The sequence below is a fragment of the Streptomyces sp. NPDC058464 genome (genome assembly GCF_042721035.1).
In the GTDB taxonomy this organism is placed as follows: Bacteria; Actinomycetota; Actinomycetes; order Streptomycetales; family Streptomycetaceae; genus Streptomyces.
This window is the reverse complement of the sequence record NZ_JBHXMA010000008.1, coordinates 94,971-121,416: the sequence shown is the minus strand read 5'-3', so window position 1 is coordinate 121,416 and position 26,446 is coordinate 94,971. Positions and strand designations below refer to the sequence as shown.

Here is a 26,446-nt window from a genome sequence, read left to right as displayed (position 1 = left end):
CCCGCCCGTGCAGCATGGCCCGCGCCGCTTCCGGGCCGCCACGCGAAGACCGCCAAAGGACTGAGGGCCGGCCGAGGACACCGCCGGACGGGCGAACCCCGCACCGGCACCCCTTCCCGGGCGGGCGGACCCCGCACCGGCACCCCTTCCCGGGCGGGCGGACCCCGCACCGGCACCCCTTCCCGGGCGGGCGGACCCCGCACCGGCGTCCCCTTCCGGGCGGGCAGCCTGTGGATAACTCCGGCGCTGTCGGTCCGGACCCCTATCGTGGTGGCAGTGGTCGACGGACGACGTACGGGGGACACGACGATGGGCGGGACGGGCGGAACCGAAGAGATGCCAGGGACGACCGAGACCCCAGGGGCGCAGCAGGCGCATGGACCGGCGGACAGCGAGGCACTGGCCACGCTGCACCGGGTCTTCGGGTACGACGCCTTCCGGGGCGAGCAGCAGGCGATCATCGAGCATGTGGTGGCGGGCGGCGACGCCGTCGTCCTCATGCCGACCGGCGGCGGAAAATCACTGTGCTACCAGATCCCCGCCCTGGTCAGACCAGGTACGGGCATCGTGGTCTCGCCGCTCATCGCCCTCATGCAGGACCAGGTGGACGCCCTGCGCGCCCTCGGCGTCAACGCCGGGTTCATCAACTCCACCCAGGACTTCGACGAGCGGCGCGTGGTCGAGGCCCAGTTCCTCGCGGGCGAACTCGACCTGCTCTACCTCGCCCCCGAGCGGCTCCGGCTGGACTCCACCCTCGACCTGCTCACCCGCGGCAAGATCGCCGTCTTCGCCATCGACGAGGCGCACTGCGTCTCCCAGTGGGGCCACGACTTCCGCCCCGACTACCTCGCCCTCTCCCTCCTCGGCGAGCGCTGGCCCGACGTCCCGCGCATCGCGCTCACGGCCACCGCGACCCACGCCACCCACGAGGAGATCACCCAGCGGCTGCAGATGCCGGCCGCCCGGCACTTCGTGGCCAGCTTCGACCGGCCCAACATCCAGTACCGGATCGTCCCCAAGGCCGACCCCAAGAAACAGCTCCTCACCTTCCTGCGCCAGGAACACGAGGGCGACGTGGGCATCGTCTACTGCCTGTCCCGCAAGTCCGTCGAGTCCACCGCGGAATTCCTGACCCGCAACGGCATCGACGCCGTCCCCTACCACGCCGGCCTCGACGCGAGCACCCGCGCCGCCCACCAGTCCCGCTTCCTGCGCGAGGACGGCCTGGTCGTCGTCGCCACCATCGCCTTCGGCATGGGCATCGACAAACCCGACGTCCGCTTCGTCGCCCACCTCGACCTGCCCAAGTCCGTCGAGGGCTACTACCAGGAGACCGGCCGCGCCGGCCGCGACGGCCTGCCCTCCACCGCCTGGATGGCCTACGGCCTCAACGACGTCATACAGCAGCGCAAACTCATCCAGTCCGGCGAGGGGGACGAGGCCTTCCGCCGCCGTGCCCAGGCCCACCTCGACTCCATGCTCGCCCTGTGCGAGACCGCCCGGTGCCGCCGCGGGCAGCTCCTGAACTACTTCGGCCAGGACCCCGACACCGCGGGCTGCGGCAACTGCGACACCTGCCTCACCCCGCCCGAGACCTGGGACGGCACCGTCGCCGCCCAGAAGGTCCTCTCCACCGTGGTCCGGCTCCAGCGCGAACGCGGGCAGAAGTTCGGCGCCGTCCAGATCGTCGACATCCTGCTCGGCAAGCGCACGGCCAAGGTCATCCAGTTCGACCACGACCAGCTGTCCGTCTTCGGCATCGGCACCGACCTCGACGAGGGCGAATGGCGGGGCGTCGTCCGCCAGCTGCTCGCCCAGGGGCTGCTCGCGGTCGAGGGCGAGTACGGCACCCTGGTGCTCACCGAGGCCAGCGGGACGGTGCTGCGGCGCGAGCGGGAGGTCCCGCTGCGGAAGGAGCCGAAGAAGCCGGCGGTCTCGCGGGCGGCCGGGAGTTCCGGTTCCGGGACCTCGGGCAAGGGCAAGGCCAAGGCCGCCGTGGCAGAGCTGCCCGCGGAACTCCTCCCCGCCTTCGAGGCCCTGCGCGCCTGGCGTGCCGAGCAGGCCCGCGAACAGGGCGTACCCGCCTACGTGATCTTCCACGACGCCACCCTGCGGGAGATCGTCAGCCGATGGCCCGAGTCCATCGCCGAACTCGCCACCATCGGCGGTGTCGGCGAGAAGAAGCTCATGACGTACGGAGAGGGCGTACTCGGCGCGCTGGCCGCCCTGCAGGCGCCATCCGCCCCGGCGCCGTCCGTACCGGCTCCGACCGCACCGGTTTCAACCGCACCGGTTTCGACCGCCCCGGCTCCCGCGGCGCCGCAGAGCGGTTACGAGGACCACTGGCCCGAGATGGACGAGGAGCCGGAACCGGAGGACTGGATGTAGGGCCTGCGTCCCGGCCGAGCTCCTATCCGAGCGCGGTCAGCCCCGGTGCGAACGCGATCAGGAGCGGCACCAGGGGGACCAGGGCGGCCACCGTCGTGGTCAGGGCCCGCTGGCGGCGCAGCAGCCGCGGTGGCGGTTCCAGCAGGCGGTCGACCCGCTCGCCCAGCAGCCGGCGGCTCGACGCGCAGGACAGGACCCCGCGGTGCTGGTTCAGCTCGATCAGGGCCAGCGCGGTGGTGAGGTGGCCGCAGCGGCGGGACGCTGTGTCGTCCGCGGCGAGTTCGACCAGCCGGTGGGTCTGGTCGCAGAAGTGGGAGAAGAGCGGCACTCGCGGAAAGCCCGTGGCCAGGGCGCTGGACAGGTGGAGCAGCCAGTCGTGGTGGGCGCGGGCGTGGCCCCGTTCATGGGTGAGCACGGCGTCGAGCTGGTGGTCGGTGAGGCGGTGCAGCGCCCCCGTCGTCACCACCAGCTGCGGTGGATGGCCCGGCATCCACCAGGCGTCCGGGTACTCGTCCTCCAGCACCAGCATCGGGCCGCGTGCCGCGGGCAGCCCCGCCGGCAGTTCGGGTGCCCGCTCGCGCAGGTGTGCGCGGGTCAGGTCGCGGCGCCGCCGGGCCTCGACCAGTTCGCGGGCGAGCATCGCCGTGGTCCACGCGGCCCCGCACGCCAACAGCGCCGTGAGGACGACCGCCCACAGGGGTGCGACGGAGAGGTCGTAGGCGGCGGTGACCGCCGGTGGCGCCGGCGCGAACACCCGGTCGCGCACGGTGTGGAAGACGGCCGCCGCGCCCAGGGTCAGCGCGGCGAGACAGCACATCAGGACGGTGGCGACCAGGCACTGCCACACCCACAGCGCGACCACCGGTTCCCGCTCCGGCCACAGGGACCGCACCAGGGCGCGCGGCGCGGGTACGGCGGCCGCCAGGGCGACGACGGTCAGCAGGAGCAGGCAGACGGTCATGCCGGGGCTCCGTTTCCTGATCGGAGATGGGCGCGGGTGCCGGGTGGTGCGGGGTGATACGCCGTCGCGTGACATGGCTCGCGCGTCGGCGCACGCATCACCGGACGCGTGCGCCGACACCTCGCATGGAGCGCGTGCGGGCGCATCGCATGGTGCGTGTCCCGTCAGTATGACGGTGCCGGGTGCCCCGAGTCAGGTGTCGGCGACGATCCGGGCGCCCCGCTTCCCGTCCCGGCCGCTCGCGGGCCGTCCCTGCTCCCGCGCCGCCTGCCCGGCCGCCCGGCCGGCTCCGTCACCTCGTCACCCCGTCACGATCCGCCCCCTGACCTCGCCGAGCCCGACCCGGCTGCCGCCCGGCCCGGGAGCCCATCCCGACAGCGTCACCACGTCGCCGTCCTCCAGGTACGTCCGCTTCCCGTCCGGGAGTTCGAGCGGATCCTGACCGTTCCACGTCAGCTCCAGCAGCGACCCGCGCTCCCCGGGCTCGGCACCGCTCACCGTGCCGGAGCCGTACAGGTCGCCGGTGCGCAGGGAGGCGCCGTTGACCGTCAGGTGGGCGAGTTGCTGGGCGGCGGTCCAGTACATGGTGGAGAACGGCGGCTCGGACACCGTGTGCCCGTTGATCGCGATCGAGATCCGCAGGTCGTAGCCGGCGGGCTCCTCCGCGGCGTCGTCGAGGTACGGCAGCAGCGGGTGCGTCCGCCGCGGCGGGGCGACCCGCGCCTCCTCCAGGGCGTCCAGCGGGGTGATCCACGCCGATACCGAGGTGGCGAACGACTTGCCGAGGAACGGGCCGAGGGGGACGTACTCCCAGGCCTGGATGTCCCGCGCCGACCAGTCGTTCAGCAGGCACAGGCCGAACACGTGCTCCCTGAAGTCGCCCAGCGCCACCGGCCTGCCCTGCACCGACGGCGTGCCGACGACGAAGCCGACCTCGGCCTCGATGTCCAGCCGTGCCGACGGACCGAAGACCGGTGCCGGGTCCGACGGCGCCTTCCGCTGTCCCGAGGGCCGTACGACGTCCGTCCCGGACACCACGACCGTGCCCGCGCGGCCGTGGTAACCGATCGGCAGGTGCTTCCAGTTGGCGGTGAGCGGTTCGGCGGCGTCGGGGCGGAAGATGCGGCCGGCGTTCCGGGCGTGGTTCTCGGAGGCGTAGAAGTCGACGTAGTCGGCGACCTCGAAAGGAAGGTGCAGGGTCACCTCGGGCAGCGGGTGCAGAAGGGGGGCGAGTGTCTCGCGGTGCGCGGGCACGGTCACCCAGGCGGTCAGGGCACGCCGTACGTCCGACCAGGCGGTGCGGCCCGCGGCCAGCAGCGGGTTGAGGGTCGGGCGGGCGAGCAGGGAGGCGTACGGGGAGCCGAGCGCGAGGGCCGCCGCGCCGGCGTCGAGGACGTGGTCGCCGAGGCGGACGCCGACCCTCCGTTCCGTGCTCCCGGAGGTCGAGAACACGCCATACGGAAGGTTGTGCGAGCCGAAGGGGTCACCCTCGGGGACCTCGAAGGGGGGCAAGGGGGGCATGGGGTGACTGCCTCGCTCTCATCCGTGCCGCGCGGGGGACGGCCATGTGGCGACGTCACTATGGCGTTGCGCGGCGTTCCATGTGGTCGCGCCACACGTTACGGGTGAGTTGACTGTCGTGGCAGTGTCTAAAGAGTTCGCAATGTCCTAATAGCCCTTGTCGGAGGGGGCAATTCCGGCTTAGCGTCCTTTGGGGGACACGGACGGGGTGGATCCGGTCCGTAGAGGGGGACACGTGGGGGGACCCGTGGCCAGGAATGCCGTCAGCGTGCCGTTCGAGGCGGACCGCGACGTGCCGGGCCTGATCGTCAAGTTCGGCGACTATCCGCTGCATCACGGCGGGGTCGGCGCCATTCGCAGTCTGGGCCGCCTGGGCGTTCCCATGTACGCGATCACGGAGGACGCGTACACGCCGGCGGCCTCGTCCCGTTATCTCAGACGGGCGTTCGTGTGGCCGACGACCGGTGCCGAGGAACCGGACCATCTCGTCGAGGGACTGCTGCGCATCGGCCGCCGCATCGGCCGTCCGACGGTGCTGATCCCCACCGACGAGGAGGCCGCCGTCCTGATCGCCGAGCACCAGGACGCGCTCGGCGACCGCTTCCTCTTCCCGCGTGTCGAACCGGAGCTGCCCCGCCGGCTGGCGAGCAAGCAGGGCCTGCACGAACTGTGCGTGGAACACGGCATCCCGAGCCCGGCGGCGTCCTTCCCGGACTCGTACGAGGAGATCGTCGACTTCGCGGAGAAGGCCCGCTTCCCGATCGTGGCCAAGAACCGCGAGGCGTTCGTGCGGCGCAGCCGGCCCGCCGTCAACGGAACGACGCGGATCGCCACCCGGGAGGGACTGCTCACCCTCGCCCGTGACTGGGGCACCCATCCGGGTGTCATCCTCCAGGAGTACCTCCCGAGGGAGGAGGCGGAGGACTGGATCGTGCACGCCTACTTCGACGCCGACTCCAATCCGCGCGCCCTGTTCACCGGCGTCAAGGTCCGCTCCTGGCCGCCGCACGCCGGCATGACCGCGAACGCCTACGTCGTCGACAACCCGGAACTCGCCGACCTCGCCGCGCGTTTCATCAAGCAGATCGGCTTCACCGGCATCATCGATCTCGACCTGCGCTTCGACCGGCGCGACGGGCAGTACAAGCTGCTCGACTTCAACCCGCGCATGGGCGCCCAGTTCCGGCTCTTCGAGAGCGAGTCGGGGGTGGACGTCGTCCGCGCCATGCACCTGGACCTGACCGGGCGCCGCGTTCCGGAGGGGGAACAGCGCGCCGGCCACCGGTACGTCGTGGAGAACATCGACCTGCCCGCCCTCCTCGCCTACCGCCGCAGCGGCTACACGACGCCGCACGCACCGAAGCGGCCGAGCGGGACCGAGCTGGCCTGGCTGGCGGGTGACGACCCGCTGCCGTTCGTCACGATGCTCGCCCGCTTCGTGCGTCCGGGCGCGAAGCACCTCTATCAGCTGTGGCGCACCAACCGCCGCGGCTCCAGCGCCGCCACGAAGTAGGCACCACGTTCCTGGGGAGGGACTTCGTGATCGAACCGGTAGCAGTCTTAGGTGCCGGGCCCTTCGGCCTGTCCACCGCCGCCCATCTGCGGGCGCGCGGCATCCCCGTCCGGGTCTTCGGGGATCCCATGGTCAGCTGGCGCGACCACATGCCGGCCGGGATGATCCTGAAGTCCACCCCGGCCGCCTCCAGCCTGGACTGCCCGCAGCGCGGGCACACCCTCGCCGACTACTGCGACGCGGCGGGCATCCGCCGGCTGGTCACGGACGAGGACGTCATCCCGGTGGAGACCTTCATCGGCTACGGCGAGTGGTTCCAGCGGAAACTGGTGCCCGAGCTGGAGCGGGTACGGGTGGTCTCCGTGGACCGGCACAAGGCCGATAGCAAGTCCGAAAACAAGGCCGAAAACAAGGCCGAACGCAAGATCGAACGCAAGGCCGAAGGCTCGGCCGGCTTCGAACTGAAGCTGGACTCGGGGGAGTCGTTCACGGCCCGCGCGGTCGTCGTCGCCACCGGCCTGTCCGGGCTCGCCCGCCTGCCCGCCGAACTCGCAGGGGCGGGAGCGGACGGACCCGCGGGGCCGGTCTCGCACAGCTCCCAGCACCACGACCTGACCCGCTTCTCCGGCAAGGAGCTGATCGTCGTCGGTGCCGGGCAGTCCGCGCTGGAGACGGCGGCCCTCGCCGCCGAGGCGGGCGCCCAGGTACGGGTGGTCTCACGAGGACGCGGCAGGGTCGCCTTCGGCGCCCCGCCCTGGCAGCAGCCGAGGCTGCGCCCCGAGTCGCCGTTCGGCCGGGCCTGGTCCCTGTGGGCGCTCAGCTACTACCCGCACCCCTACCGCCACCTCCCGGCACAGGCCCGCCACTACCTGGTCCGCCGGGTGCTCGGCCCGCTCGGCGCCTGGTGGCTGCGCGACCGCTTCGAGGGCAAGGTCCAGGTTCGCGAGGTCGCCGCCGTGACCGGCGCCGACACCTCGGACGGCGCCCCGGTCCTCACCGTCCGCACCCACGAAGGCGGCACCGAGCGCCTCACCGCCGACCACGTCATAGCCGCCACCGGCTACCACGTGGACATCGCCGCGATGGACTTCCTCGGCCCCGGTCTGCGCACCCGCGTCGCGGTCAGCCGCGGTGCCCCGAGACTCGGCGCCGGATACGTCTCCTCCGTGCCCGGCCTCTACTTCACAGGGCTCCCGGCGGCGGCGTCCTACGGCCCGGTCATGCGGTTCGTGTGCGGCACGGAGTTCGCCTCACCGCGCCTGGCCGGCCACCTGGCGGCGGCCCACGCCTGACACCCCGGGCCGGACCGTCACCCGACCCCGAGGGCCGGCGCGGACCCCGGGCCGGACGAACGTGCGCGCCCGCCGGACATGCGCGCCAGCGGACGCCCGCGCCGAGCCTGACGCCCGCGCCCGCCGGACATGCGCGCCGGCCGCACGCACGCGTCGCCGAAACGCCGCCCCAACAGCTCGCGCGCCGCGTCCAGTTCGGCGGCGTCGCCGTCCCCGTCGAACCAGAGTCCGAGCCGCCGGACCTCCTCGGCGCACAGTGCCCCTCCGACCGGGTCCTCGGGGCGTCTTTCGGCCTCGTACCGGCTCTCCGTGTTGTCGCCGATCGCCACATATGGTCCGCGGTCGTCGTCGTCCACCCGCCCGTCCGTCACCACCAGCACCCCGTCGGATCAGTGCGACCGGCTCACCGAAAACGTAACGCCCGCCTCCGACGGCGGCCCCATCACGGAGGCGGCGGGCGCCACTTGAGGCCGAAACGAGCAGTGAGTCCCAGGGGCGTGCTGTCCGTATTCTCTGATCATGGTCGCACCCTCCCCGTACTCACTGATCGCCACCGACCTGGACGGCACGCTGCTGCGCGACGACGACACCCTCTCGGAACGGTCGCTCGCCGCGCTCGCGCGGGCCGGCCGGGCGGGTGCCCGGCACCTCGTGGTGACCGGCCGCCCCGCGCCGAGAGTGCGCCCGCTCCTCGACGACCTCGGCTGCACGGGACTCGCGGTCTGCGGGCAGGGCGCGCAGGTGTACGACGCCGGCGCGGACCGGCTGCTGTGGTCGGTCACCCTGGACCGGGAACTGGCGGAGACCGCGCTCGGCAAGATCGAGGCCGAGGTCGGCCAGGTGTACGCGGCGGTCGACCAGGACGGCGTGGACGGGCTCACGCTCATCGAGCCGGGCTATCTGATGCCCCACCCCACGCTGCCCGCGCTGCGCGTCGCCCGCCGTGACGACCTGTGGTGCGCGCCCATCAGCAAGGTGCTGCTGCGCCACCACACCCTGTCCGACGACGAACTGGCGGCGACCGCCCGCTCGGTGGTCGGTTCGCTGGCGACGGTCACGATGTCGGGGCCGGGGACCGTCGAACTCCAGCCCTGCGGGGTGACCAAGGCGACCGGGCTCGCGCTGGCCGCCGGCCATCTGGGGCTGAGCCCCGGACAGGCCATCGCCTTCGGGGACATGCCCAACGACATCCCGATGTTCGAGTGGGCGGCCCACGGGGTGGCGATGGCCAACGCGCACCCCGAACTCAAGGCGCTGGCCGACGAGATCACCGCGTCGAACGAGGACGACGGCATCGCCGCCGTCCTCGAAAGACTCTTCGACTGACGCGCGGTACGTCGGTCGGCTCAGTACGCGCCGTGGACGTTGTCCATCGAGCCGTACCGCGCGGCGGCGTAGTTGCAGGCGGCGGTGATGTTCGCGACCGGGTCGTAGATGTCGAACGACGTGCCGTCCACGTGGTAGGTCTTGAATGTCGGGTCGATGACCTGGAGCAGGCCCTTGGACGGGATGCCCTTGGCCGCGTTGGAGTCCCAGAGGTTGATGGCCCGCGGGTTGCCGGAGGACTCCCGCATTATGTTGCGGTAGATGCCGTTGTAGGTGCCCGGGATGCGCTTCTCCCGCATGATCGCGAGCGACTCGCGGATCCAGCCGTCGAGGTTGTTCGGGTACCCGGCGAGGGTGGTCGAGGCCGTCGTGGTGGAGGACCCGGCGGCGGAGGCGGCGGTCGCCCCGATGAGCGGGAGGGCGAGGACGGCGGCGCCGGTGCCGGCGACGACGAGCGTGCGGATGATGCGGTTACGGCGGGGAGTGCGGTGCTGGGCGGCAGCAGACATGGCGTTTTCCTCTCCGTCGCCTGCGAGGTGAGCTGTCGGGTTCGGGCCCGGGGAGTGCCCGGCCGCACCGCCCGAAGGCGATGCGATTTCACCCCTAGCCGTTCCGGAACGACGTCTGTCCGCTGACGTCGGCCGCCCGGTCCGGCGACTTACCTGGGTTCCCCGCTCCTGCCGTGCGAATGAACTCGTCGATGGGTTACGACGGGCGGCGGCAGGATTCGGCGTCCGCCCGGCGAGCGGGAACGTATGCGAGGGCACATGTCAGGAACAAGTACCTGATGCGCACAACACACCGATTGACCTTTTACTGAGGCGTATGGGGTACTTGATCCTTTGCGTTTGCCAACCCTCAACTGGCCTGCAGGGGAAGGGAAAGGAGGGTTGTGGCGGGCCTTGCGCCACCCGGGTCCGCGTGACCTACTTCACGAAAGAGCAATAGCGGCAAATCGGGCATCAGGGATTCCTGAAATCCGCCTTTTTCCTGGTTCGACGGAAAGGCGCCACGCTTCCATTCGCGCGGATTGCCCGGCCTGGGGGTGGTGGAGTGGGGGCTAATGCGGAGATTTCGATGAGTAGTCCGAATTGTCGGATCAGGTACTTCTCCGGCGTGCTCTCCGTCAACCTCGGCGGCTCCGGGTGCGTGTGCGTGCCACTGACCCGCCCGGGGTGGGAAGTTGGGTGCGCGCGTGAAGGAATGTGGCTCGAGGGATGCGGAGGTCGCCGTGCGTGGTCTCGCGAAGGAAGGGTGCACGGGTGTGCAGGAGGTGCCGCCGTTCGGGCGCCGGGTGTCCCCGGCGGGGTCGGCGGAACCGGCGGGTTACGGGTGGGGTGCGCCCGGGCAGGTGACGTCGGTCGGGGGAGCCGGGACCGTTTCCGGGCGGCGCTCGGGTGGAAGGTCTGCCGCCGGCGAGGGACACGGCATGTATCCCGGTTCGGGACAAGTGCCCGCACTTCCTGTTAAGTCAGTGGATGTCAGGTCATATCGGCTGATCAAAAACATAACGGTCGTGATCCGATAGCGCCCGGGGTGTAACCGTGGGCGCTATCGGTGATCGAAACCCGACCGGATACGCTGACTTGAGTGAGGGCAGCGACCTATCGACAAACCGCGTAATCGCCAGTAGACACCAGCAGACAGGAGACCCCTCGTGACCGTCGTCGGGCCGTTCGGGCTGAGCGTGCGGGACCAGGCTCTGGAAGCCGATGTCCAGGCCGGATTGACGGCTGTCGAGGAAGGCTTGCTAGAAGCCACCAAGAGCGAGGTCCCGTTCATCACGGAGGCCGCGCAGCACCTCGTACGGGCCGGAGGCAAGCGGTTCCGCCCGCTGCTGGTGATGCTCGCCGCGCAGTTCGGCGACCCGTACGCGCCCGGTGTGGTGCCGTCGGCCGTCGTCGTCGAGCTCACCCATCTGGCCACGCTGTACCACGACGACGTCATGGACGAGGCGGCCGTACGGCGCGGTGTCGACAGCGCCAACACCCGCTGGGGCAACTCGCTCGCCGTCCTCACCGGCGACTTCCTCTTCGCCCGCGCCTCCCAGATCCTCGCCGACCTCGGCCCCGAGGCGGTCCGGGTCCAGGCCCTCGCGTTCGAACGGCTGGTGACCGGTCAGATCCTGGAGACGGCCGGCCCGTCGGACGGCCGTGACCCGGTCGACCACTACCTCGACGTGCTCAGCGGCAAGACCGGCTCGCTGGTCGCCGTCTCCTGCCGCTTCGGCGCGATGCTGTCCGGTGCCGACGAGACGGTCGTCGACGTCCTCACCCAGTACGGCGAACGGCTCGGAGTCGCCTTCCAGCTCGCCGACGACGTCCTGGACATCGCCTCCGACTCCCACGAGTCCGGGAAGACCCCGGGGACCGACCTCCGCGAGGGCGTGCCCACGCTTCCGGTGCTGCGGCTGCGGGAGCTGGCCGCCCGGTCGGGGCTGGCCGAGGACGTCGCCCTGTGCGAGCTGCTGGACTCCGACCTCACGGACGACGCACGGCATGCCGAGGCCCTGGCGGCGCTGCGTGCGCATCCGGCGCTGGAGCTGGCCCGCCGGGACGCGGTCCGGTACGCGGAGGAGGCGCGGGCCGCGCTGGCTCCGCTGCCGGAGTGCGACCCGAAGGCCGCGCTGGTGGAGCTGTGCGACGCGGTGGTGCACCGAGCCGGATGATCCGTTGCGTGACCCAGGTCACACAATTGGACTGAGTCCAATCCAGGACGGGTTCCGTACTCCTCCCCAGAAGCCGACGCAGGGGGCGTCGGCTGACACAGGGGGAGAAAACGGAATCATGGTCATCGACGCAACGCGCCGCAAGAGCCTCGTCGCCGCAGCCATCACCGTCACCGCTCTCGGCGGTGCCGCCGTCCCGGCATCCGCCGCCACCAGCCAAAGCTCCGCCACCAGCCAAAGCTCCACCACCAGCCACGGCTCCGCCGCCTCCGTCGTCCTCGCCGCCAGTCTGCGCGGTGCCAACGAGGTGCCCGTCGCCGGTGGGCCCGCCGTCGGGGACAAGGACGGCGCCGCGCTGGAGTTCATCCAGGTCAAGGGGGACAAGGTGACCGTCGCCGTGACCTGGCGCGGCACCGCCGAGCCCACCGACCTGCACATCCACCAGGGCGCCAAGGGCACCAACGGCGGCGTCAAGATCGACTTCGGGAAGCTGCTGAAGAAGGCCAAGGCCCACAGTGTCACCGGCAGCGTCAAGGTCACCGACAAGGCCCTGCTCAAGCAGCTCACCACGGACCCCGGAGCCTTCTACGCCAACCTGCACACCGCGGAGTTCCCCGGCGGAGCCCTCCGTGGCCAGCTGCACGCCGTCACCACCGTCTCCGACCTCCGGGCCGGCGGCTTCCAGGCCTCCGTCGTCACCGGCAAGCAGATCTACCAGTGCAAGCCCGCCGACGGCGGCGGCTACGCCTTCGCCCAGCGGGACGTCAGCGCCAAGCTCGGCGGGGGCATCCGCCACTCCTTCGTCGCGCCGAACTCCGGGACCCCGCAGTGGGTCGCACCCGACGGCAGCGCGGTCACCGGAGCCGTCCTGACCAAGACGGCGAACGGCACCGGCAACATTCCGGAGCTGGACCTCAAGACCACCCGGTCCGGCAAGAAGCACGGGCTGCTCGCCCACACCGGCGAGATCCTGCGCCTCAACACCGTGGGCGGCGTCGCCCCGGCCGGCTCCTGCACCCCGGGTGCCGTCGTCGGTGTCCCCTACTCGGCGGACTACGTGTTCGTGCAGCACTGAGCGGACACGTACAACGGTCCCAGCAGCGGACACGGCCCGTGAAGTGACCGGACGCGGACCGTGACAGGAGGCGCCTTCGCCGCACGACCCCTACGGGTCGGGGAAGGCGCCTCCACCCCTGTGTCATACCGCAGGTGTACACGGAGTTGGCTCCGTGGTCTGACGCTTCTCCGCCCCCGATTTGGTGAGATGGAAACCACGGAAATCACCACCACTCACCGATTCGGGTGAGAATGGCGGCTCAGGGTGGGACACGTGCGAGGACGGCCGCCGCCGACGACGGAGGTAGGGCACACATGGCACCGTACGAATCCGACGACAGCACGGGGGCCGCGCAGGCCGAGGACGAGCTGCGCGCCGAGTTGCGCGCCGAGCGGCGGCGCAAGGCCGCACGCTACGTCGTCCCGGTCGCGGTGGTGGGCGTGGCCGCGGCCACGATCGGCCTGGTCCCGGCACTTGCCGACTCCGGCGACCCCGACCTGCCGAAGATCACCGCGCAGGAGCTCATAGACAAGATCGCCAAGTCGGACGTGCAGCAGCTGTCCGGCACCGTCAAGATCAGCACCGACCTCGGCCTGCCCGACCTCGGCGGTCTGGAGAGCAGCCTGCTGTCCGGCGCGACGCAGGGCAGCGGCGACGGCTCGTCGGCCGACCCGACGAGCAAGCTCACCGAGCTGGCCTCCGGCACGCACACCCTGCGGGTGGCCGCCGACGGCCCCGAGAAGCAGAAGGTGTCGGTGCTGGAGAGCGGCGCCGAGTACAGCCTCATCCACAACGGCACGGACGTGTGGGGCTACGACAGCAAGTCCAACGAGGTCTACCACTCCACCGCCGCCGACTCCGGCAAGGCCGAGCAGCACGAAACCCCGGCCACGCCCAAGGACTTCGCCGACGAGGTCCTCAAGTCGGTCGACGACACCACGTCGGTGACGGTCGACGGCACCGCCCAGGTGGCCGGCCGCGACGCCTACCGCCTGGTCATCAAGCCCAAGCAGTCCGGTACGACGGTCGGCGCGATCAGCATCGCGGTGGACGCCAAGACCGGTACACCGCTGAAGTTCACGCTCACCCCGTCGAGCGGCGGCGCGGCCGTGGTCGACGCCGGCTACACCCAGGTCAGCTTCGCGAAGCCGGCCGCCTCCACCTTCGACTTCACCCCGCCCAAGGGCGCCAAGGTCACCGAGGGCGACAAGGCAGGCAAGGACAGCGGGACCGACGGGTGGGACAAGGGCGGCAAGGCCTCCGAGGTACCCGGCGGCGGCTCCGCCAAGGACCTCGACAAGTCCGGCTTCGACGTCCTCGGCAAGGGCTGGAACTCCATAGCCGTCCTCGACACCGGCAGCAAGGGCGGACTGCCCACCGGCTCCGCCTCCGGCGGCGGCGACCTGAGCGGCTTCCTCGGCTCGCTCGGCGACCCCGTCTCCGGCAAGTTCGGCAAGGGCACCGTCTTCTCCACCCGGCTCATCAACGCCCTGATCACGGACGACGGCAAGGTGTACGTCGGCGCCGTGGACAAGGCGGCGCTGTTGAAGGCGGCGAACGCGGGCTAGTCCGGGTCGGCACAGGTGCGGTGAGTAGCCTTTGCCGCACGACGAATCGAGGGAGCCGATGGACCGACCGCCCGCCACGGAACAGGAGCCGGACGACCGGGAGGCCCCGGAGGCCTCGGGAGTCCGGGCGGACCGGGCGGACCGGGGAGATCTCGGGAACCCCGGAGGCCGCGCCCCGGTGGGAGCGGGTGTCATCGACACCCGCGGCCTCACCAAGCGCTACCGCGGCGGGCAGCTCGCCGTGGACGGTCTCGACCTGACCGTCCCCGCGGGCAGCGTCTTCGGCTTCCTCGGCCCGAACGGCTCCGGCAAGACCACCACCATCCGCATGCTGATGGGCCTGATCGCGCCCACCTCGGGCACGGCCCGCGTCCTCGGCCACCCGATGCCGCGCGCCTCCCGTGTCGTACTGCCCCAGGTCGGCGCCCTCATCGAGGGCCCGGCGCTGTACGGCTTCCTCTCCGGCCGCGACAACCTGCTCCGGTACGACGCCGCCGACCCGGCCGCCGACCCCCGCACCCGGCGCGCCCGCGTCGAGACCGCGCTGGAGAGGGTGGGCCTCGCGGCCGCCGCGGCGAAGAAGGCGAAGGCCTACTCCCTCGGCATGAAACAGCGCCTGGGCCTGGCCGCCGCGCTGCTCCAGCCCCGCAGGCTGCTGGTCCTGGACGAGCCGACCAACGGCCTCGACCCGCAGGGCATGCGGGAGATCCGCGCCCTGGTCCGGGAGCTGGCCGGGGACGGCACGACCGTGTTCCTCTCCTCCCACCTGCTGGACGAGATCGAGCAGGTCTGCACCCACGCGGCCGTGATGGCGCAGGGCCGGCTGATCGCCCAGGGCGCGGTGGCCGACCTGGTGGCCGGGGCCCGCGGCCGGCTCGTGGTGACCACCCCGGACCCCGGGGAGGCGGCCCGGGTGCTCAAGGAACAGGGCGTCGCGGACGTCGTCGTGGCCGAGGACCGGGTGACCGGCGAGCCGCCCGAGCGCGACCTCGCCGAGGTGAACGCGGCGCTCGTCACGGCGGGCGTCCGGGTGCGCGGTTTCACCCTGGAACGGGCCTCGCTGGAGGACGCGTTCGTGGCACTGACCGGAGAGGGCTTCGATGTCGCAGGCTGACCTGGCCGTCGTCGAGACAGCGGCCGTGCGGCCGAACCCGCTGTGGAGCCTCGGTCTGCTGCGCAGCGAACTCGTCACCACGTTCCGGCGCTGGCGCACCCTCGCGCTGCTCGGCGTGCTGGCGGCGGTGCCGATTCTCGTCGGTGTCTCCGTCAGGATCGAGACGCGGGGCGGCGGGCAGGTCGGCCGCGGCGGCGGCGAGGGCCCGGCCTTCATCGCCCAGGTCACCAACAACGGGCTGTTCCTGGTGTTCACGGCGCTGGCGGCGACCCTTCCGTTCTTCCTTCCCATGGCCGTCGGAGTGGTGGCCGGGGACGCGGTCGCGGGCGAGGCCGACGCGGGCACCCTGCGCTATCTGCTGGTCGCCCCGGCGGGCCGCACCCGCCTCCTGCTCGCCAAGTACGCGACGACGATGGCCTTCTGCCTGGTCGCCACCCTGGTGGTGGCCGCCTCCGCGCTCGCCGTCGGCGCGCTCCTCTTCCCGCTCGGCGACCTCACGACGATCTCCGGCACCCGGATATCCTTCGCCGACGGCCTCGGCCGCGCCCTGCTGATCGCCCTGGTGGTCGCCCTGTCCCTGGCCGGCATCGCCGCGCTCGGCCTGTTCGTGTCCACCCTCACCAACAGCGGCATCGCGGCGATGGCGACGACCGTGGGGCTGCTCATCACGGTCCAGATCCTCGACCAGATCCCCCAGCTGCACGCGCTCCAGCCGTACTTCTTCTCCCACTACTGGCTGTCCTTCGCCGACCTGATGCGCGACCCCGTCTACTGGGACGACCTGGCCAAGAACCTGGAGCTGCAGGCCCTGTACACGGCGGTGTTCGGATCGGCGGCCTGGGCGCGGTTCACGACGAGGGACGTCACCGCCTAGCCCGGGCGGGGGTACGTCCGCTCGCGCCCGTTCGTACGTCCGTACGGTCCGGATCCGCCGATCCCCGCCGGGCGTCCCTTCCTGGTGCGAGGCTGTGACGTCGCGGTGACGTGGGAGCCGTGCCGAGCGGCGAGACTGGACCGTACGCACGAGTACGACCGGACGCACGACCGGACGGTGACGCCGGGGGAATGAGGGCCGATGTCCCGACTCAGCCGCGAGGAGAAGCGGGAAGTCCAGCACGAGGGGCACCTGGTACCGGTCGACGTCCGGGTGGCCGGCGCGACCGCGTCCGTGGACGGTGTACCGCTGCTCACGGGCCCCGGTGAGGAACCCCAGCAGGCGGTCCTCAACCACCTCCAGCGCCTCGCCCGCGCCGCCGGCCGCCCGATCCTCGCCACCGTCCACGACACCCGCATCGGCTACGTCGTCCCCCTCCAGGTGGACCTGGACGGCTCCAGCAGCTTCACCGGCGACCCGGTACGGCTGGCCGCACCGGCCACCGAGCCGACGGGACAGGCCGCGCCGAAGGAACCCGCGCGGCAGGAAATCGCGCCGAAGGAACCCGTGTCGGAGGCGGCGCCGGCGTTCCCCCTGCGGGCGGTACCGCAGCCGCCCGCCGCCCCGCCGGCTCCGTCCGTACGGCCGGCCCCGCCCCTGGCGCCCGCGCCGGGCACCGTCCAGCCGCCCACCGGTGTCTTCGGCCCGCCGCCCGTGATGAGCACCCCGGCCCCTGCCCCTGCCCTTGCCCCGGCTCCGGCCCCTGCCCCGCCCCCGGCCCCTGAGAAGGCCCCCGTCATCGCCCTCGTGCCCGAAGAGCCGTCGGCCGACCGGGACCTCGACCTCCGGTTCACCCCGACACCCACCCCCGCCCGCGGGTTCGACGCGGTCGCCGAGGAGGTGCTCGGGGACGAGCCCGTGACGCTGACGGCGGAAGGGGCCGCGCTGCTCACCGAGCCGGTGTCGCGGATCAACGAGGCCGTCCGGACGGGCCGTATCGAAGCGGCGGCCGAGCTCGCGGAGCGCACCGTGGCCGAGGCCGCCGCGGTCCTCGGCGACGGCCACACCGAGGTGCTGCACCTGGGCGAGCTGACCGCGTACATCTCCTACCTGGCGGGCGACCCGGAGCGGGCCTTCCGGCTCTCCCTCGACCTGGCCAGGCAGCGCCGGCACGCGCGGGACGGCGAGGCGGCGTACGGGAACGTGCGGAGCGCCGCGACCGCCTGGCGCGCGGTGCGCGACCCCGAGCACGGGCTGCGTCTCGGCCGCGAGCTGATCGACCTGTGGTCGCAGCTCACCGCCGAGGACGGCCCGGCGGCCGACGACATCGAGGAACTGGAGTCGGCCCGCGCCCGGATGGCCCGCCTCACCGAACGCGCCCGCCGGGCCGCCCAGAACGCCTGAGCGCCGTCGTCACCCGCTGCCGCCACCGCACCGTCGTCACTGCACGCAGAACTCGTTGCCCTCCGGGTCGGCCATCACGGTCCACGCGCCGGAGGGCTCGGAGACGTGCCGCACCACGGTCGCGCCCAGCGCCTCCAGGCGTGCCACCTCGTCCGCCCGCTTCCCGTCCCCGGCGTGCAGGTCGATGTGGAGCCGGTTCTTGCCGGACTTCGCCTCCGGCACCCGCTGGAACAGCAGCCGCCGCCCCAGCCCCGTCCCGCGTTCCTCGTCGTACGGGTCGTCCGGGTGCCGTACGGCGATCAGGTCACGGAAGGCGGCACGGCCGTGGTACTCCAGGGTGGCCACGCCCGGCAGCGCGCCCAGTTCCAGCAGCCGTTCCACGAACGCGCTGTTGTCCTCGGCCACGTAGTGCAGTGCGGCGGCCCAGAAGTCGGCCTGCGCGTGCGGGTCGCGGGCGTCGACCACGAGCTTCCAGTGCAGGGGTGCGGGCGTCTGCGTCATGTCGCCCACTTATAGCCGACGGCTCTGACAGTCACACCTGGCTTGCGGGAGTCTCGGTGACCGGGGCTGCCGGCCGTGGTACGGGCGCCGCCGCGAGCGCCCGTGCGCCCCGGTGGGCGGCGCGCAGCGCGTCCCAGGTGAGCAGGGCGAGGGCGAGCCAGACCAGGGCGAAACCGGCCCACCGCTCGGCGGGCATCGCCTCGTGGAAGTAGAGGATGCCGAGCAGGAACTGGAAGACCGGCGCCAGGTACTGCAGCAGGCCGAGCGTGGAGAGCGGGACGCGGATCGCCGCGGCGCCGAAGCAGACCAGGGGGACGGCGGTGACGATGCCGGTGGAGGCCAGCAGGGCCGCGTGCCCGGCGCCGTCGTCGACGAAGCTGGACTCGCCGTGGCCTGCCAGCCACAGCAGATAGCCGAGCGCGGGCAGGAACTGGATGGCGGTCTCCGCGGCGAGCGACTCGATGCCGCCGAGGTTGACCTTCTTCTTGACGAGCCCGTAGGTGGCGAAGGAGAAGGCGAGGACGAGGGAGATCCACGGCGGCTGCCCGTAGCCCACGGTCAGCACCACGACGGCGGCGAAACCGACGCCCACCGCCGCCCACTGCACGGGCCGCAGCCGTTCCTTCAGCAGCAGCACGCCCATCGCGATGGTGACGAGGGGGTTGATGAAGTAGCCGAGCGAGGCCTCGACGACGTGCCCGGCGTTCACGGCCCAGATGTAGACGCCCCAGTTGACGGTGATCACGGCGGCGGCGACCGTCACCAGGGCCAGCCGGCGCGGCTGCCGCAGCAGCTCACCGGCCCAGGCCCAGCGCCGTACGAAGACGAGTGCGGCGGCGACGAAGACGAGGGACCACACCATCCGGTGGGCCAGGATCTCCATCGACCCGGCGGGCTTCAGCAGCGGCCAGAAGAGGGGGACCAGCCCCCACATCCCGTAGGCCGCGAAGCCGTTCACCAGTCCTGTCCGCCGCTCACCCTTCGATATGTCGGCCACCGACCCTCCTCACGCCCAGTTTCTTCAGCACACCGGGACGAAGGTAGCGCCGAGCACCCGCGTCTGTCATGGCCGTATCGGCATACGGTCATGACGGACGGGGGTCACCGCCTTCCGGAGGGCTTTGCCGGTGGGCATTACCGGAGGGCTTTACTTGAGCGCGGCGGTGATCGCCTCGGAGATCGGGGAGGTCGGGCGGCCGGCCAGGCGGGAGAGGTCGCCCGAGTCGACGACCAGCTCACCCTTGGCGATCGACGCGTCGACGTCGACCAGGATCGCGGCGAACATCTCCGGCACGCCCGCGCCGGTGAGGATGCCCTGGAGCGCCTCGCCGGGCACGGAGTTGTAGGCGATCTCCTTGCCGGTCTGCTTCGAGAGCTCGGCCGCGTACTCGGCGAAGCTCCAGGCGACGTCGCCGCCCAGCTCGTACGTCTGGTTCTCGTGGCCCTCGCCGGTCAGCACGGCGACCGCGGCGGCCGCGTAGTCGGCGCGGGAGGCCGAGGAGACCCGGCCCTCGCCGGCGGCCGTGACGACGGCGTCGTGCGCGAGGACCGGGGCGAGGTTCTCGGTGTAGTTCTCGTGGTACCAGCCGTTGCGCAGCAGGGTGTACGGCAGGCCGGAGGCGAGCAGCACCTCCTCGGTGGCACGGTGGTCGTCCACCAGCGAGGCGTGCAGGCTGCCCGGGGCGCTGGTGTACGCCAGCAGGGCCACGCCGGCCGCCTTGGCGGCGTCGATGACGACCTTGTGCTGGGCGGGGCGGCCCTTGTCGAACTCGTTGCCGGAAATCAGCAGTACCTTGTCGCCGGCGGCGAAGAGGCCGTCGAAGGTCTCGGGGGCGTTGTAGTCCGCGACGGCGATCCGCACGCCTGCGGCGGCGAAGTCGGCGGCCTTGGCCTCGTCACGCACGACGGCGGTGATCTGCTCGGCCGGGACCTTCTCCAGCAGCTGCGTCACGACGTGGCGGCCCAGGTGTCCGGTGGCTCCGGTGACAACGATGCTCATGGTCTGCGATCTCCTTGTGGGGTTCCGATGCCACTAACCCTAGGAGGTGCGCTAACCCTGAGAAAGTACCCACTTTGAAGTAAGGTACTGGCATGCCCGTAAGCGCCTCCGAAGTCCGAGCAGAAGTCCGAGCAGAAGCCGAAGCCGCACCGAAGGCCGGGACGTACGTCGTCGGCGTGGAGATGTGCCCGTACCGCCTGGTGCTGGAGCACGTCACCAGCCGCTGGGGCGTCCTGGTGCTGATCCAGCTCCTCGACCGCCCCCACCGCTTCAGTGAACTGCGCCGCGCGATCGGCCGGGTCAGCGAGAAGATGCTCACCCAGACCCTGCAGACCCTGGAACGCGACGGCCTCGTCCACCGGGACGCCAAGCCCGTCATCCCGCCCCGCGTCGACTACTCCCTCACCGACCTCGGCCGCGAGGCCGCCCAGCAGGTGCGGGACCTCGCGCTGTGGACCGAACGGCGCATGGCGGACGTCGAGCGGGCCCGGACCGCGTACGACGACGCGAAGCGCGCCTGACGCCCGGGCCCCACTCGTCACCGCCCGCGACTTCCCGGGGTCAGCCCACGACCGTCCAGGTGTCCCCGCCGGCCAGCAGCGCCGCCAGGTCGCCCTTGCCGTGCCGTTCGACGGCGGTGTCCAGCTGCTCGGACATCTGGACGTCGTACACGGGCCGTTCCACCGAGCGGAAGACGCCGAGGGGCGTGTGGTGCAGGGTGTCGGGGTCGGCCAGCCGGGACAGCGCGAACGCCGTGGTGGGGGAGGAGGAGTGGGCGTCGTGGACGAGGACCTCGGACTCGTTCTCCGCGGTCACGTCGACCACCTTCAGGTCGCCCGTGAGCCGGTCCCGTACGACACCGCGTGCGCCGTCCGCACCGAAGCGGATGGGCTTCCCGTGCTCCAGGCGGATCACCGCCTCCGCCGCCGACTGCTTGTCCTTGAGGGCGTCGAAGGCGCCGTCGTTGAAGATGTTGCAGTTCTGGTAGATCTCGATCAGGGCCGTCCCCGGGTGGGCGGCGGCCGCGCGCAGCACCTCGGTCAGGTGCTTGCGGTCGGAGTCGATGGTGCGCGCGACGAAGGACGCCTCCGCGCCGATCGCCAGCGACACCGGGTTGAACGGGGCGTCCAGCGAGCCCATCGGCGTCGACTTGGTGATCTTGCCGACCTCGGACGTCGGTGAGTACTGCCCCTTCGTCAACCCGTAGATCCGGTTGTTGAAGAGGAGGATCTTCAGGTTGACGTTCCGGCGCAGCGCGTGGATCAGGTGGTTGCCGCCGATGGAGAGCGCGTCGCCGTCACCGGTCACCACCCACACCGACAGGTCCCGCCGACTGGTGGCGAGCCCGGTCGCGATCGCGGGGGCGCGGCCGTGGATGGAGTGCATGCCGTACGTGTTCATGTAGTACGGGAAGCGGGACGAGCAGCCGATGCCCGAGACGAAGACGATGTTCTCCTTCGCCAGCCCCAGCTCCGGCATGAACCCCTGCACGGCCGCCAGGATCGCGTAGTCACCGCAGCCAGGGCACCAGCGCACCTCCTGGTCCGACTTGAAGTCCTTCATGGACTGCTTGGCCTCGGCCTTGGGGACGAGCTGCAGCAGTCCGTCGGCGGCGTCGGTCCCGGCGTCGGTCATGGCGTCAGTCATGGATGGCCTCCTCGAGCGCCGTGGCGAGCTGTTCGGCCTTGAACGGCATGCCGTTGACCTGGTTGTACGAATGCGCGTCCACCAGGTACTTCGCCCGGATGAGGGTGGCGAGCTGGCCGAGGTTCATCTCGGGGATCACCACCTTGTCGTAGCCCTTGAGCACCGCACCGAGATTCCTCGGGAACGGGTTGAGGTGCCGCAGGTGCGCCTGCGCGATCGGCTCGCCGGCCGCGCGCAGCCGCCGTACCGCCGCCGTGATCGGCCCGTACGTCGACCCCCAGCCCAGCACCAGGGTCCTGGCGCCGTCCGGGTCGTCCACCTCGATGTCGGGGACGTCGATGCCGTCGATCTTGGCCTGCCGGGTGCGGACCATGAAGTCGTGGTTGGCGGGGTCGTAGGAGATGTTGCCCGTGCCGTCCTGCTTCTCGATGCCGCCGATGCGGTGCTCGAGACCGGGCGTGCCCGGGATCGCCCACGGCCGGGCGAGGGTCTGCGGGTCACGCTTGTACGGCCAGAAGACCTCGGTGCCGTCGTCGAGGGTGTGGTTGGGTCCGCTCGCGAACTGCACCCGCAGGTCGGGCAGCTCCGCCGGCTCCGGGATCCGCCAGGGCTCGCTGCCGTTGGCCAGGTAGCCGTCGGAGAGCAGCATCACGGGGGTCCGGTACGTCAGCGCGATCCGGGCCGCCTCCAGCGCCGCGTCGAAGCAGTCGCCCGGGGTCCGCGGGGCGATGACCGGCACCGGCGCCTCGCCGTTACGCCCGAACATCGCCTGCAGCAGGTCCGCCTGCTCGGTCTTGGTCGGCAGCCCGGTGGACGGCCCGCCCCGCTGGATGTCGATCACCAGCAGCGGCAGCTCCAGCGAGACCGCGAGCCCGACCGTCTCCGCCTTCAGGGCGACACCCGGACCGGACGTCGTCGTCACCGCCAGCGAACCGCCGAACGCCGCCCCCAGCGCCGCGCCGATGCCGGCGATCTCGTCCTCCGCCTGGAAGGTCCGCACACCGAAGTTCTTGTGCTTGGACAGCTCGTGCAGGATGTCCGAGGCCGGGGTGATCGGATACGACCCGAGGAACAGCGGCAGATCCGCCTGCCGCGACGCCGCGACCAGGCCGTAGGCCAGCGCCAGGTTCCCCGAGATGTTCCGGTACGTGCCCACCGGGAAAGCCGTCGTCGCCGGAGCGATCTCGTACGAGACGGCGAAGTCCTCGGTCGTCTCGCCGAAGTTCCAGCCCGCCCGGAAGGCCACCAGGTTCGCCTTCATGACCTCGGGCTTCTTGGCGAACTTCTGCTGGAGGAATCTCTCCGTGCCCTCGGTCGGCCGGTGGTACATCCATGACAGGAGGCCGAGCGCGAACATGTTCTTGCTGCGCTCGGCCTCCTTGCGGCTGAGGTCGAATTCCTTCAGTGCCTCCACGGTCAGCGTGGTCAGCGGCACCGGATGGAGGCTGTAGCCGTCGAGCGACCCGTCCTCCAGGGGCGAGGTGTCGTAGCCGACCTTCTGCATCGCCCGTTTGGTGAACTCGTCCGTGTTGACGATGATCTCCGCGCCGCGCGGCAGATCCCCGATGTTCGCCTTCAGCGCGGCCGGGTTCATGGCCACCAGCACGTTCGGGGCGTCGCCCGGGGTGAGGATGTCGTGGTCGGCGAAGTGCAACTGGAACGAGGAAACCCCCGGCAGAGTGCCTGCGGGGGCCCGGATCTCGGCGGGGAAGTTCGGCAGGGTGGACAGATCGTTGCCGAAAGACGCGGTCTCCGACGTGAACCGGTCACCGGTGAGCTGCATACCGTCACCCGAGTCCCCCGCGAACCGGATGATCACCCGATCGAGGCGCCGAACGGCCTTCACGCCGCCCGGCTTGCGCTGCTCTCCTACGACGGTTCCGTCGGCCTGTTCCGTTGTCCTGCTGACCTGGCTGGTCACTGAACTGGACCTCCTTCGAGGCGGCTGTCCGGGAGCGGTCGTCCCACGGACCATCCCGTAATCAACCCTACGTCGGTTAGGGTCGCCTTCCCGTGCCCGCTCGCATGCTGGACCGAGTTCTGAGACGACCTGTCGCCCTGACTTGTCACGATTTTCCCTCCCCCTGGCCGCCTTCCGGTGCCGACACGGTGCCGTCGGCCCGTCAGGAGTTCAGATACGTCAGAACGGCCAGAACGCGCCGGTGGTCACCGTCGCTCTGGGAGAGCCCGAGTTTGAGGAAGATGTTGCTGACGTGCTTCTCGACGGCTCCGTCGCTCACGACCAGCTGCCGCGCGATCGCCGAGTTCGTCCGCCCCTCGGCCATCAGCCCCAGCACCTCCCGCTCGCGCGGGGTGAGGCCCGCGAGCACGTCCTGCTTCCGGCTCCGTCCGAGCAACTGCGCGACGACCTCCGGATCGAGCGCCGTACCACCCTCCGCGACCCGCACCACGGCGTCCACGAACTCCCGCACCTCGGCGACCCGGTCCTTCAGCAGATACCCCACGCCCCGGCTGGAACCGGCCAGCAGTTCGGTGGCGTAGCGCTCCTCCACGTACTGCGACAGCACCAGCACCCCGAGCTCCGGATGCGCCTTCCGCAGCCGTACGGCGGCCCGCACACCCTCGTCGGTGTGCGTCGGCGGCATCCGCACGTCCGCGACGACGACGTCCGGCAGCGCGTCCTGCGCATCCAAGTCGGCGATGGTCTTGACCAGAGCCTCCGCGTCCCCGACCCCCGCGACGACGTCGTGCCCCCGGTCGGTCAACAGCCGGGTCAGCCCTTCCCTGAGCAGCACGGAATCCTCGGCGATGACCACCCGCACCCTGTCCTCCACGATCTCCCGGCCCCCCACACCCCGTCCGGCGTACATGCCTGCCCTGTCCGAAAGTCCAGCATTCCAGCATTCGGATCGGAGTGCGTGCGGGTAAGGAGAGGAGGCGAACCAAATCAGGCCGCCCAGCCGCCCACTGGCCCGTCCGGCGTGTGAGGTTGCCTTCCAGCCCGTCCGGCGTTTGAGGACGAGGCCGTACAGGCCGAAGCGGGGGCCCGGGGGCGGCAGCCCCCGAAACGGGCGGCAGAAGGGGGCCCACCCCCTGGAAGGACGGGACGGGACGGGACGGGTAGGGGGCGGCGGGGGCGAAGAACCCGCCCTCAGCCACGCCAGGGCAGCTCCGCCGTCACCCGCGTGGGCCCACCCACCGGCGAGTCCACCACCAGAATCCCGTCGACCGCGTCGAGCCGCTCGGCCAGCCCCGCCAGCCCCGACCCCCTCGCCGTGTCCGCACCCCCCACCCCGTCGTCCGCGACCTGCAGCATCAACCGGTCCTCGCTCCGCCACACATCCACCGCCGCCCCACTCGCCCGCGCATGCTTGCTGACGTTCTGCAGCAACTCGGACACCGTGAAGTACGCGATCCCCTCGATCGCTGCCGCCGGCCGCTCCGCCAGATCGACCTCCACCAGCACCGGCACCGTGCACCGCGACGCCACCGCGGACAGCGCCGCGTCCAGCCCCCGGTCGGTCAGCACGGCGGGATGGATCCCACGGGCCAGGTCCCGCAGCTCCTGCAGCGCCGTCTTCACCTCGCCGTGCGCCTCGTCCACCATCCGCGCCGCGGCCTGCGGGTCCTCCCGCAGCTTCTCCTTCGCCAGCCCCAGATCCATGGCCAGCGCCACCAGCCGCGCCTGCGCCCCGTCGTGCAGATCCCGCTCGATCCGCCGCAGGTCGGCGGCGGCCGCGTCCACCACGATCCCCCGGTCCGACTCCAGCTCCACCACCCGCGACGCCAGCCTCGACGGCCCCAGCAGCCCGCGCACCATCACCCGGTCCACCAGCGTCAGCGCTCGGACGATCCACGGCGTGGCCAGCGTGAACAGCAGTCCCACCAGCGCGGTCACGGTGATCTCGAACGGGTTGTCGAGGTAGACGCTGTGGTGCCCGTCGCCGTACAGCTGGAGTCCGCCCTGCCCGGCCCACATCGGGAACACCCAGAACCACAGCGGATACGTCAGCAGAGCCCAGCCGTACGCCCAGAAATTGAGGGCCACGACGAAGGAGAACATCGACCAGGGGAACTGCAGGACCGCATACAGCAGATGACGCCAGGACGTGCCGCTCTTCAGCACCGCGCCGATCCAGGGGAAGAACCCCGGCTTGCGCATCCGCAGCGGCTCCGGGTCGGCCACCTCCAGCTTCAGCAGCCCACGCGCGCGTGCCCGTTCCAGCGCCCCGAAGCCACGGCACCCGGCGAGGGCCACCGCCAGCAACGGGATCCCGATGAAGGTCACCAGCAGACCCACCCCGAGGGACAGCATCGTCACGGTCCACACGAACAGCGTCACGCCGATCGGCAGGCCCAGCAGGACATAGCCGAACTCGCGCCAGCTGCGCGCCTCGAACGGTGCCCGCAGCACGGCCGGCACCCGATGCCGACGCTCGCCGTACGGCTCGTAGCCGTACCCCTGCTCCTGCGCGTACCCGTGTCCGTGTCCGTACTCCGTGGCCATCGGCGCCGTCCCGTCCCGTCCTGTCCAGTCCCAGTCTCATCGGCCCTGTCCTGCCGTATCCCCACTCTGCTGTGCCGCAGGTCGAGGGACCATGGAGGCCATCGGCGTCTTGAGAGGGGGGTTTTCCCCACCCCCTGCGCCGCAC

General features: G+C 71.3%; 22 protein-coding genes and 1 riboswitch. Of the genes, 11 read left to right on the top strand and 11 right to left on the bottom strand.

The genetic code is table 11. The annotated features are described in order from the left end of the window. The first annotated feature begins 309 nt into the window (after positions 1-309). Positions 310-2,388, top strand: coding sequence for a DNA helicase RecQ (gene recQ, locus ACFWPQ_RS13555; RefSeq protein WP_384033213.1), 2,079 nt, complete (start codon positions 310-312; stop codon positions 2,386-2,388). Positions 2,389-2,410: 22 nt separating this feature from the next. Here recQ and ACFWPQ_RS13550 read toward each other — a convergent pair whose 3' ends face one another. Continuing rightward, positions 2,411-3,349 carry a M56 family metallopeptidase gene (locus tag ACFWPQ_RS13550; protein WP_384032858.1) on the bottom strand — a complete coding sequence of 313 codons (939 nt, stop codon included), beginning with the start codon at positions 3,347-3,349 and terminating at the stop codon, positions 2,411-2,413. A 300-nt stretch (positions 3,350-3,649) separates the two neighbouring features. Then, entirely contained in the window at positions 3,650-4,861 is a 1,212-nt protein-coding gene (gene fahA / locus ACFWPQ_RS13545) for a fumarylacetoacetase (RefSeq protein ID WP_384033210.1), read from the bottom strand. Between the two features lie 277 nt (positions 4,862-5,138). On the opposite strand from fahA, the gene ACFWPQ_RS13540 reads away from it, so the two are divergent. Together ACFWPQ_RS13540 and ACFWPQ_RS13535 are read left to right on the top strand one after the other, a co-directional pair. Beyond that, positions 5,139-6,383, top strand: a complete 1,245-nt coding sequence (locus tag ACFWPQ_RS13540; protein WP_384033208.1) for an ATP-grasp domain-containing protein — start codon at positions 5,139-5,141, stop codon at positions 6,381-6,383. 26 nt (positions 6,384-6,409) lie between these two features. Then, positions 6,410-7,675: an FAD-dependent oxidoreductase gene (locus ACFWPQ_RS13535; protein ID WP_384032856.1), complete on the top strand. Its 1,266-nt coding sequence runs from the start codon at positions 6,410-6,412 to the stop codon at positions 7,673-7,675. Positions 7,676-7,692: 17 nt separating this feature from the next. Here the strand turns inward: ACFWPQ_RS13535 and ACFWPQ_RS13530 are convergent, their stop codons facing one another. Continuing rightward, the gene (locus ACFWPQ_RS13530; RefSeq protein ID WP_384032854.1) at positions 7,693-8,046 is read right to left on the bottom strand and encodes a hypothetical protein; all 354 of its coding nucleotides are present in this window, start codon (positions 8,044-8,046) and stop codon (positions 7,693-7,695) included. A 148-nt stretch (positions 8,047-8,194) separates the two neighbouring features. On the opposite strand from ACFWPQ_RS13530, the gene ACFWPQ_RS13525 reads away from it, so the two are divergent. Continuing rightward, positions 8,195-9,001, top strand: coding sequence for an HAD family hydrolase (locus ACFWPQ_RS13525; RefSeq protein ID WP_384032852.1), 807 nt, complete (start codon positions 8,195-8,197; stop codon positions 8,999-9,001). A 20-nt stretch (positions 9,002-9,021) separates the two neighbouring features. Here ACFWPQ_RS13525 and ACFWPQ_RS13520 read toward each other — a convergent pair whose 3' ends face one another. Then, positions 9,022-9,510, bottom strand: coding sequence for a transglycosylase SLT domain-containing protein (locus ACFWPQ_RS13520; RefSeq protein ID WP_384032849.1), 489 nt, complete (start codon positions 9,508-9,510; stop codon positions 9,022-9,024). Positions 9,511-9,514: 4 nt separating this feature from the next. Then, positions 9,515-9,711: riboswitch (cyclic di-AMP (ydaO/yuaA leader) on the bottom strand. 947 nt (positions 9,712-10,658) lie between these two features. Here ACFWPQ_RS13520 and ACFWPQ_RS13515 point away from each other — a divergent pair. The 6 genes from ACFWPQ_RS13515 (at position 10,659) to ACFWPQ_RS13490 (ending at position 17,686) form a co-directional block, all read left to right on the top strand. Then, positions 10,659-11,669 (top strand): polyprenyl synthetase family protein, encoded by a 1,011-nt coding sequence (locus ACFWPQ_RS13515; protein ID WP_361282804.1) that lies wholly within the window; start codon positions 10,659-10,661, stop codon positions 11,667-11,669. 118 nt (positions 11,670-11,787) lie between these two features. Beyond that, positions 11,788-12,744: a CHRD domain-containing protein gene (locus ACFWPQ_RS13510; RefSeq protein WP_384032847.1), complete on the top strand. Its 957-nt coding sequence runs from the start codon at positions 11,788-11,790 to the stop codon at positions 12,742-12,744. Positions 12,745-13,040: 296 nt separating this feature from the next. Continuing rightward, positions 13,041-14,294 (top strand): outer membrane lipoprotein carrier protein LolA, encoded by a 1,254-nt coding sequence (locus ACFWPQ_RS13505; protein WP_384032845.1) that lies wholly within the window; start codon positions 13,041-13,043, stop codon positions 14,292-14,294. Positions 14,295-14,352: 58 nt separating this feature from the next. Beyond that, a complete protein-coding gene (locus ACFWPQ_RS13500) occupies positions 14,353-15,408 on the top strand; it encodes an ABC transporter ATP-binding protein (protein WP_384032843.1) in 1,056 nt (351 codons plus the stop codon). After that, a complete protein-coding gene (locus ACFWPQ_RS13495) occupies positions 15,395-16,282 on the top strand; it encodes an ABC transporter permease (RefSeq protein WP_384032841.1) in 888 nt (295 codons plus the stop codon). Before ACFWPQ_RS13500 ends, ACFWPQ_RS13495 begins: the two co-directional genes overlap by 14 nt. A gap of 201 nt (positions 16,283-16,483) precedes the next feature. Continuing rightward, the gene (locus ACFWPQ_RS13490) at positions 16,484-17,686 is read left to right on the top strand and encodes a tetratricopeptide repeat protein (protein ID WP_384032839.1); all 1,203 of its coding nucleotides are present in this window, start codon (positions 16,484-16,486) and stop codon (positions 17,684-17,686) included. A 36-nt stretch (positions 17,687-17,722) separates the two neighbouring features. Here the strand turns inward: ACFWPQ_RS13490 and ACFWPQ_RS13485 are convergent, their stop codons facing one another. The 3 genes from ACFWPQ_RS13485 to ACFWPQ_RS13475 all read right to left on the bottom strand — a co-directional run bounded on the left by ACFWPQ_RS13485 (position 17,723) and on the right by ACFWPQ_RS13475 (position 20,186). Further along, positions 17,723-18,187, bottom strand: a complete 465-nt coding sequence (locus ACFWPQ_RS13485; RefSeq protein WP_384032837.1) for a VOC family protein — start codon at positions 18,185-18,187, stop codon at positions 17,723-17,725. Between the two features lie 31 nt (positions 18,188-18,218). Then, positions 18,219-19,184, bottom strand: a complete 966-nt coding sequence (gene rarD, locus ACFWPQ_RS13480) for an EamA family transporter RarD (protein ID WP_384032835.1) — start codon at positions 19,182-19,184, stop codon at positions 18,219-18,221. A gap of 150 nt (positions 19,185-19,334) precedes the next feature. Beyond that, complete coding sequence (locus ACFWPQ_RS13475; protein ID WP_384032833.1) at positions 19,335-20,186, bottom strand: SDR family oxidoreductase; 852 nt, start codon at positions 20,184-20,186, stop codon at positions 19,335-19,337. A 182-nt stretch (positions 20,187-20,368) separates the two neighbouring features. On the opposite strand from ACFWPQ_RS13475, the gene ACFWPQ_RS13470 reads away from it, so the two are divergent. Continuing rightward, complete coding sequence (locus tag ACFWPQ_RS13470) at positions 20,369-20,707, top strand: helix-turn-helix domain-containing protein (protein ID WP_361283349.1); 339 nt, start codon at positions 20,369-20,371, stop codon at positions 20,705-20,707. 40 nt (positions 20,708-20,747) lie between these two features. On the opposite strand, the gene ACFWPQ_RS13465 is transcribed toward ACFWPQ_RS13470, so the two are convergent. From ACFWPQ_RS13465 to ACFWPQ_RS13450, 4 genes are all read right to left on the bottom strand, one after another. Then, positions 20,748-21,821, bottom strand: coding sequence for a 2-oxoacid:ferredoxin oxidoreductase subunit beta (locus ACFWPQ_RS13465; RefSeq protein ID WP_384033205.1), 1,074 nt, complete (start codon positions 21,819-21,821; stop codon positions 20,748-20,750). 4 nt (positions 21,822-21,825) lie between these two features. Beyond that, complete coding sequence (locus tag ACFWPQ_RS13460) at positions 21,826-23,754, bottom strand: 2-oxoacid:acceptor oxidoreductase subunit alpha (RefSeq protein WP_384032831.1); 1,929 nt, start codon at positions 23,752-23,754, stop codon at positions 21,826-21,828. 202 nt (positions 23,755-23,956) lie between these two features. Then, positions 23,957-24,664 (bottom strand): LuxR C-terminal-related transcriptional regulator, encoded by a 708-nt coding sequence (locus ACFWPQ_RS13455; RefSeq protein ID WP_384032829.1) that lies wholly within the window; start codon positions 24,662-24,664, stop codon positions 23,957-23,959. A 281-nt stretch (positions 24,665-24,945) separates the two neighbouring features. Then, on the bottom strand, positions 24,946-26,301 hold the full coding sequence (locus tag ACFWPQ_RS13450) for a sensor histidine kinase (protein ID WP_384032828.1): 1,356 nt from the start codon (positions 26,299-26,301) through the stop codon (positions 24,946-24,948). Positions 26,302-26,446: the final 145 nt, after the last annotated feature.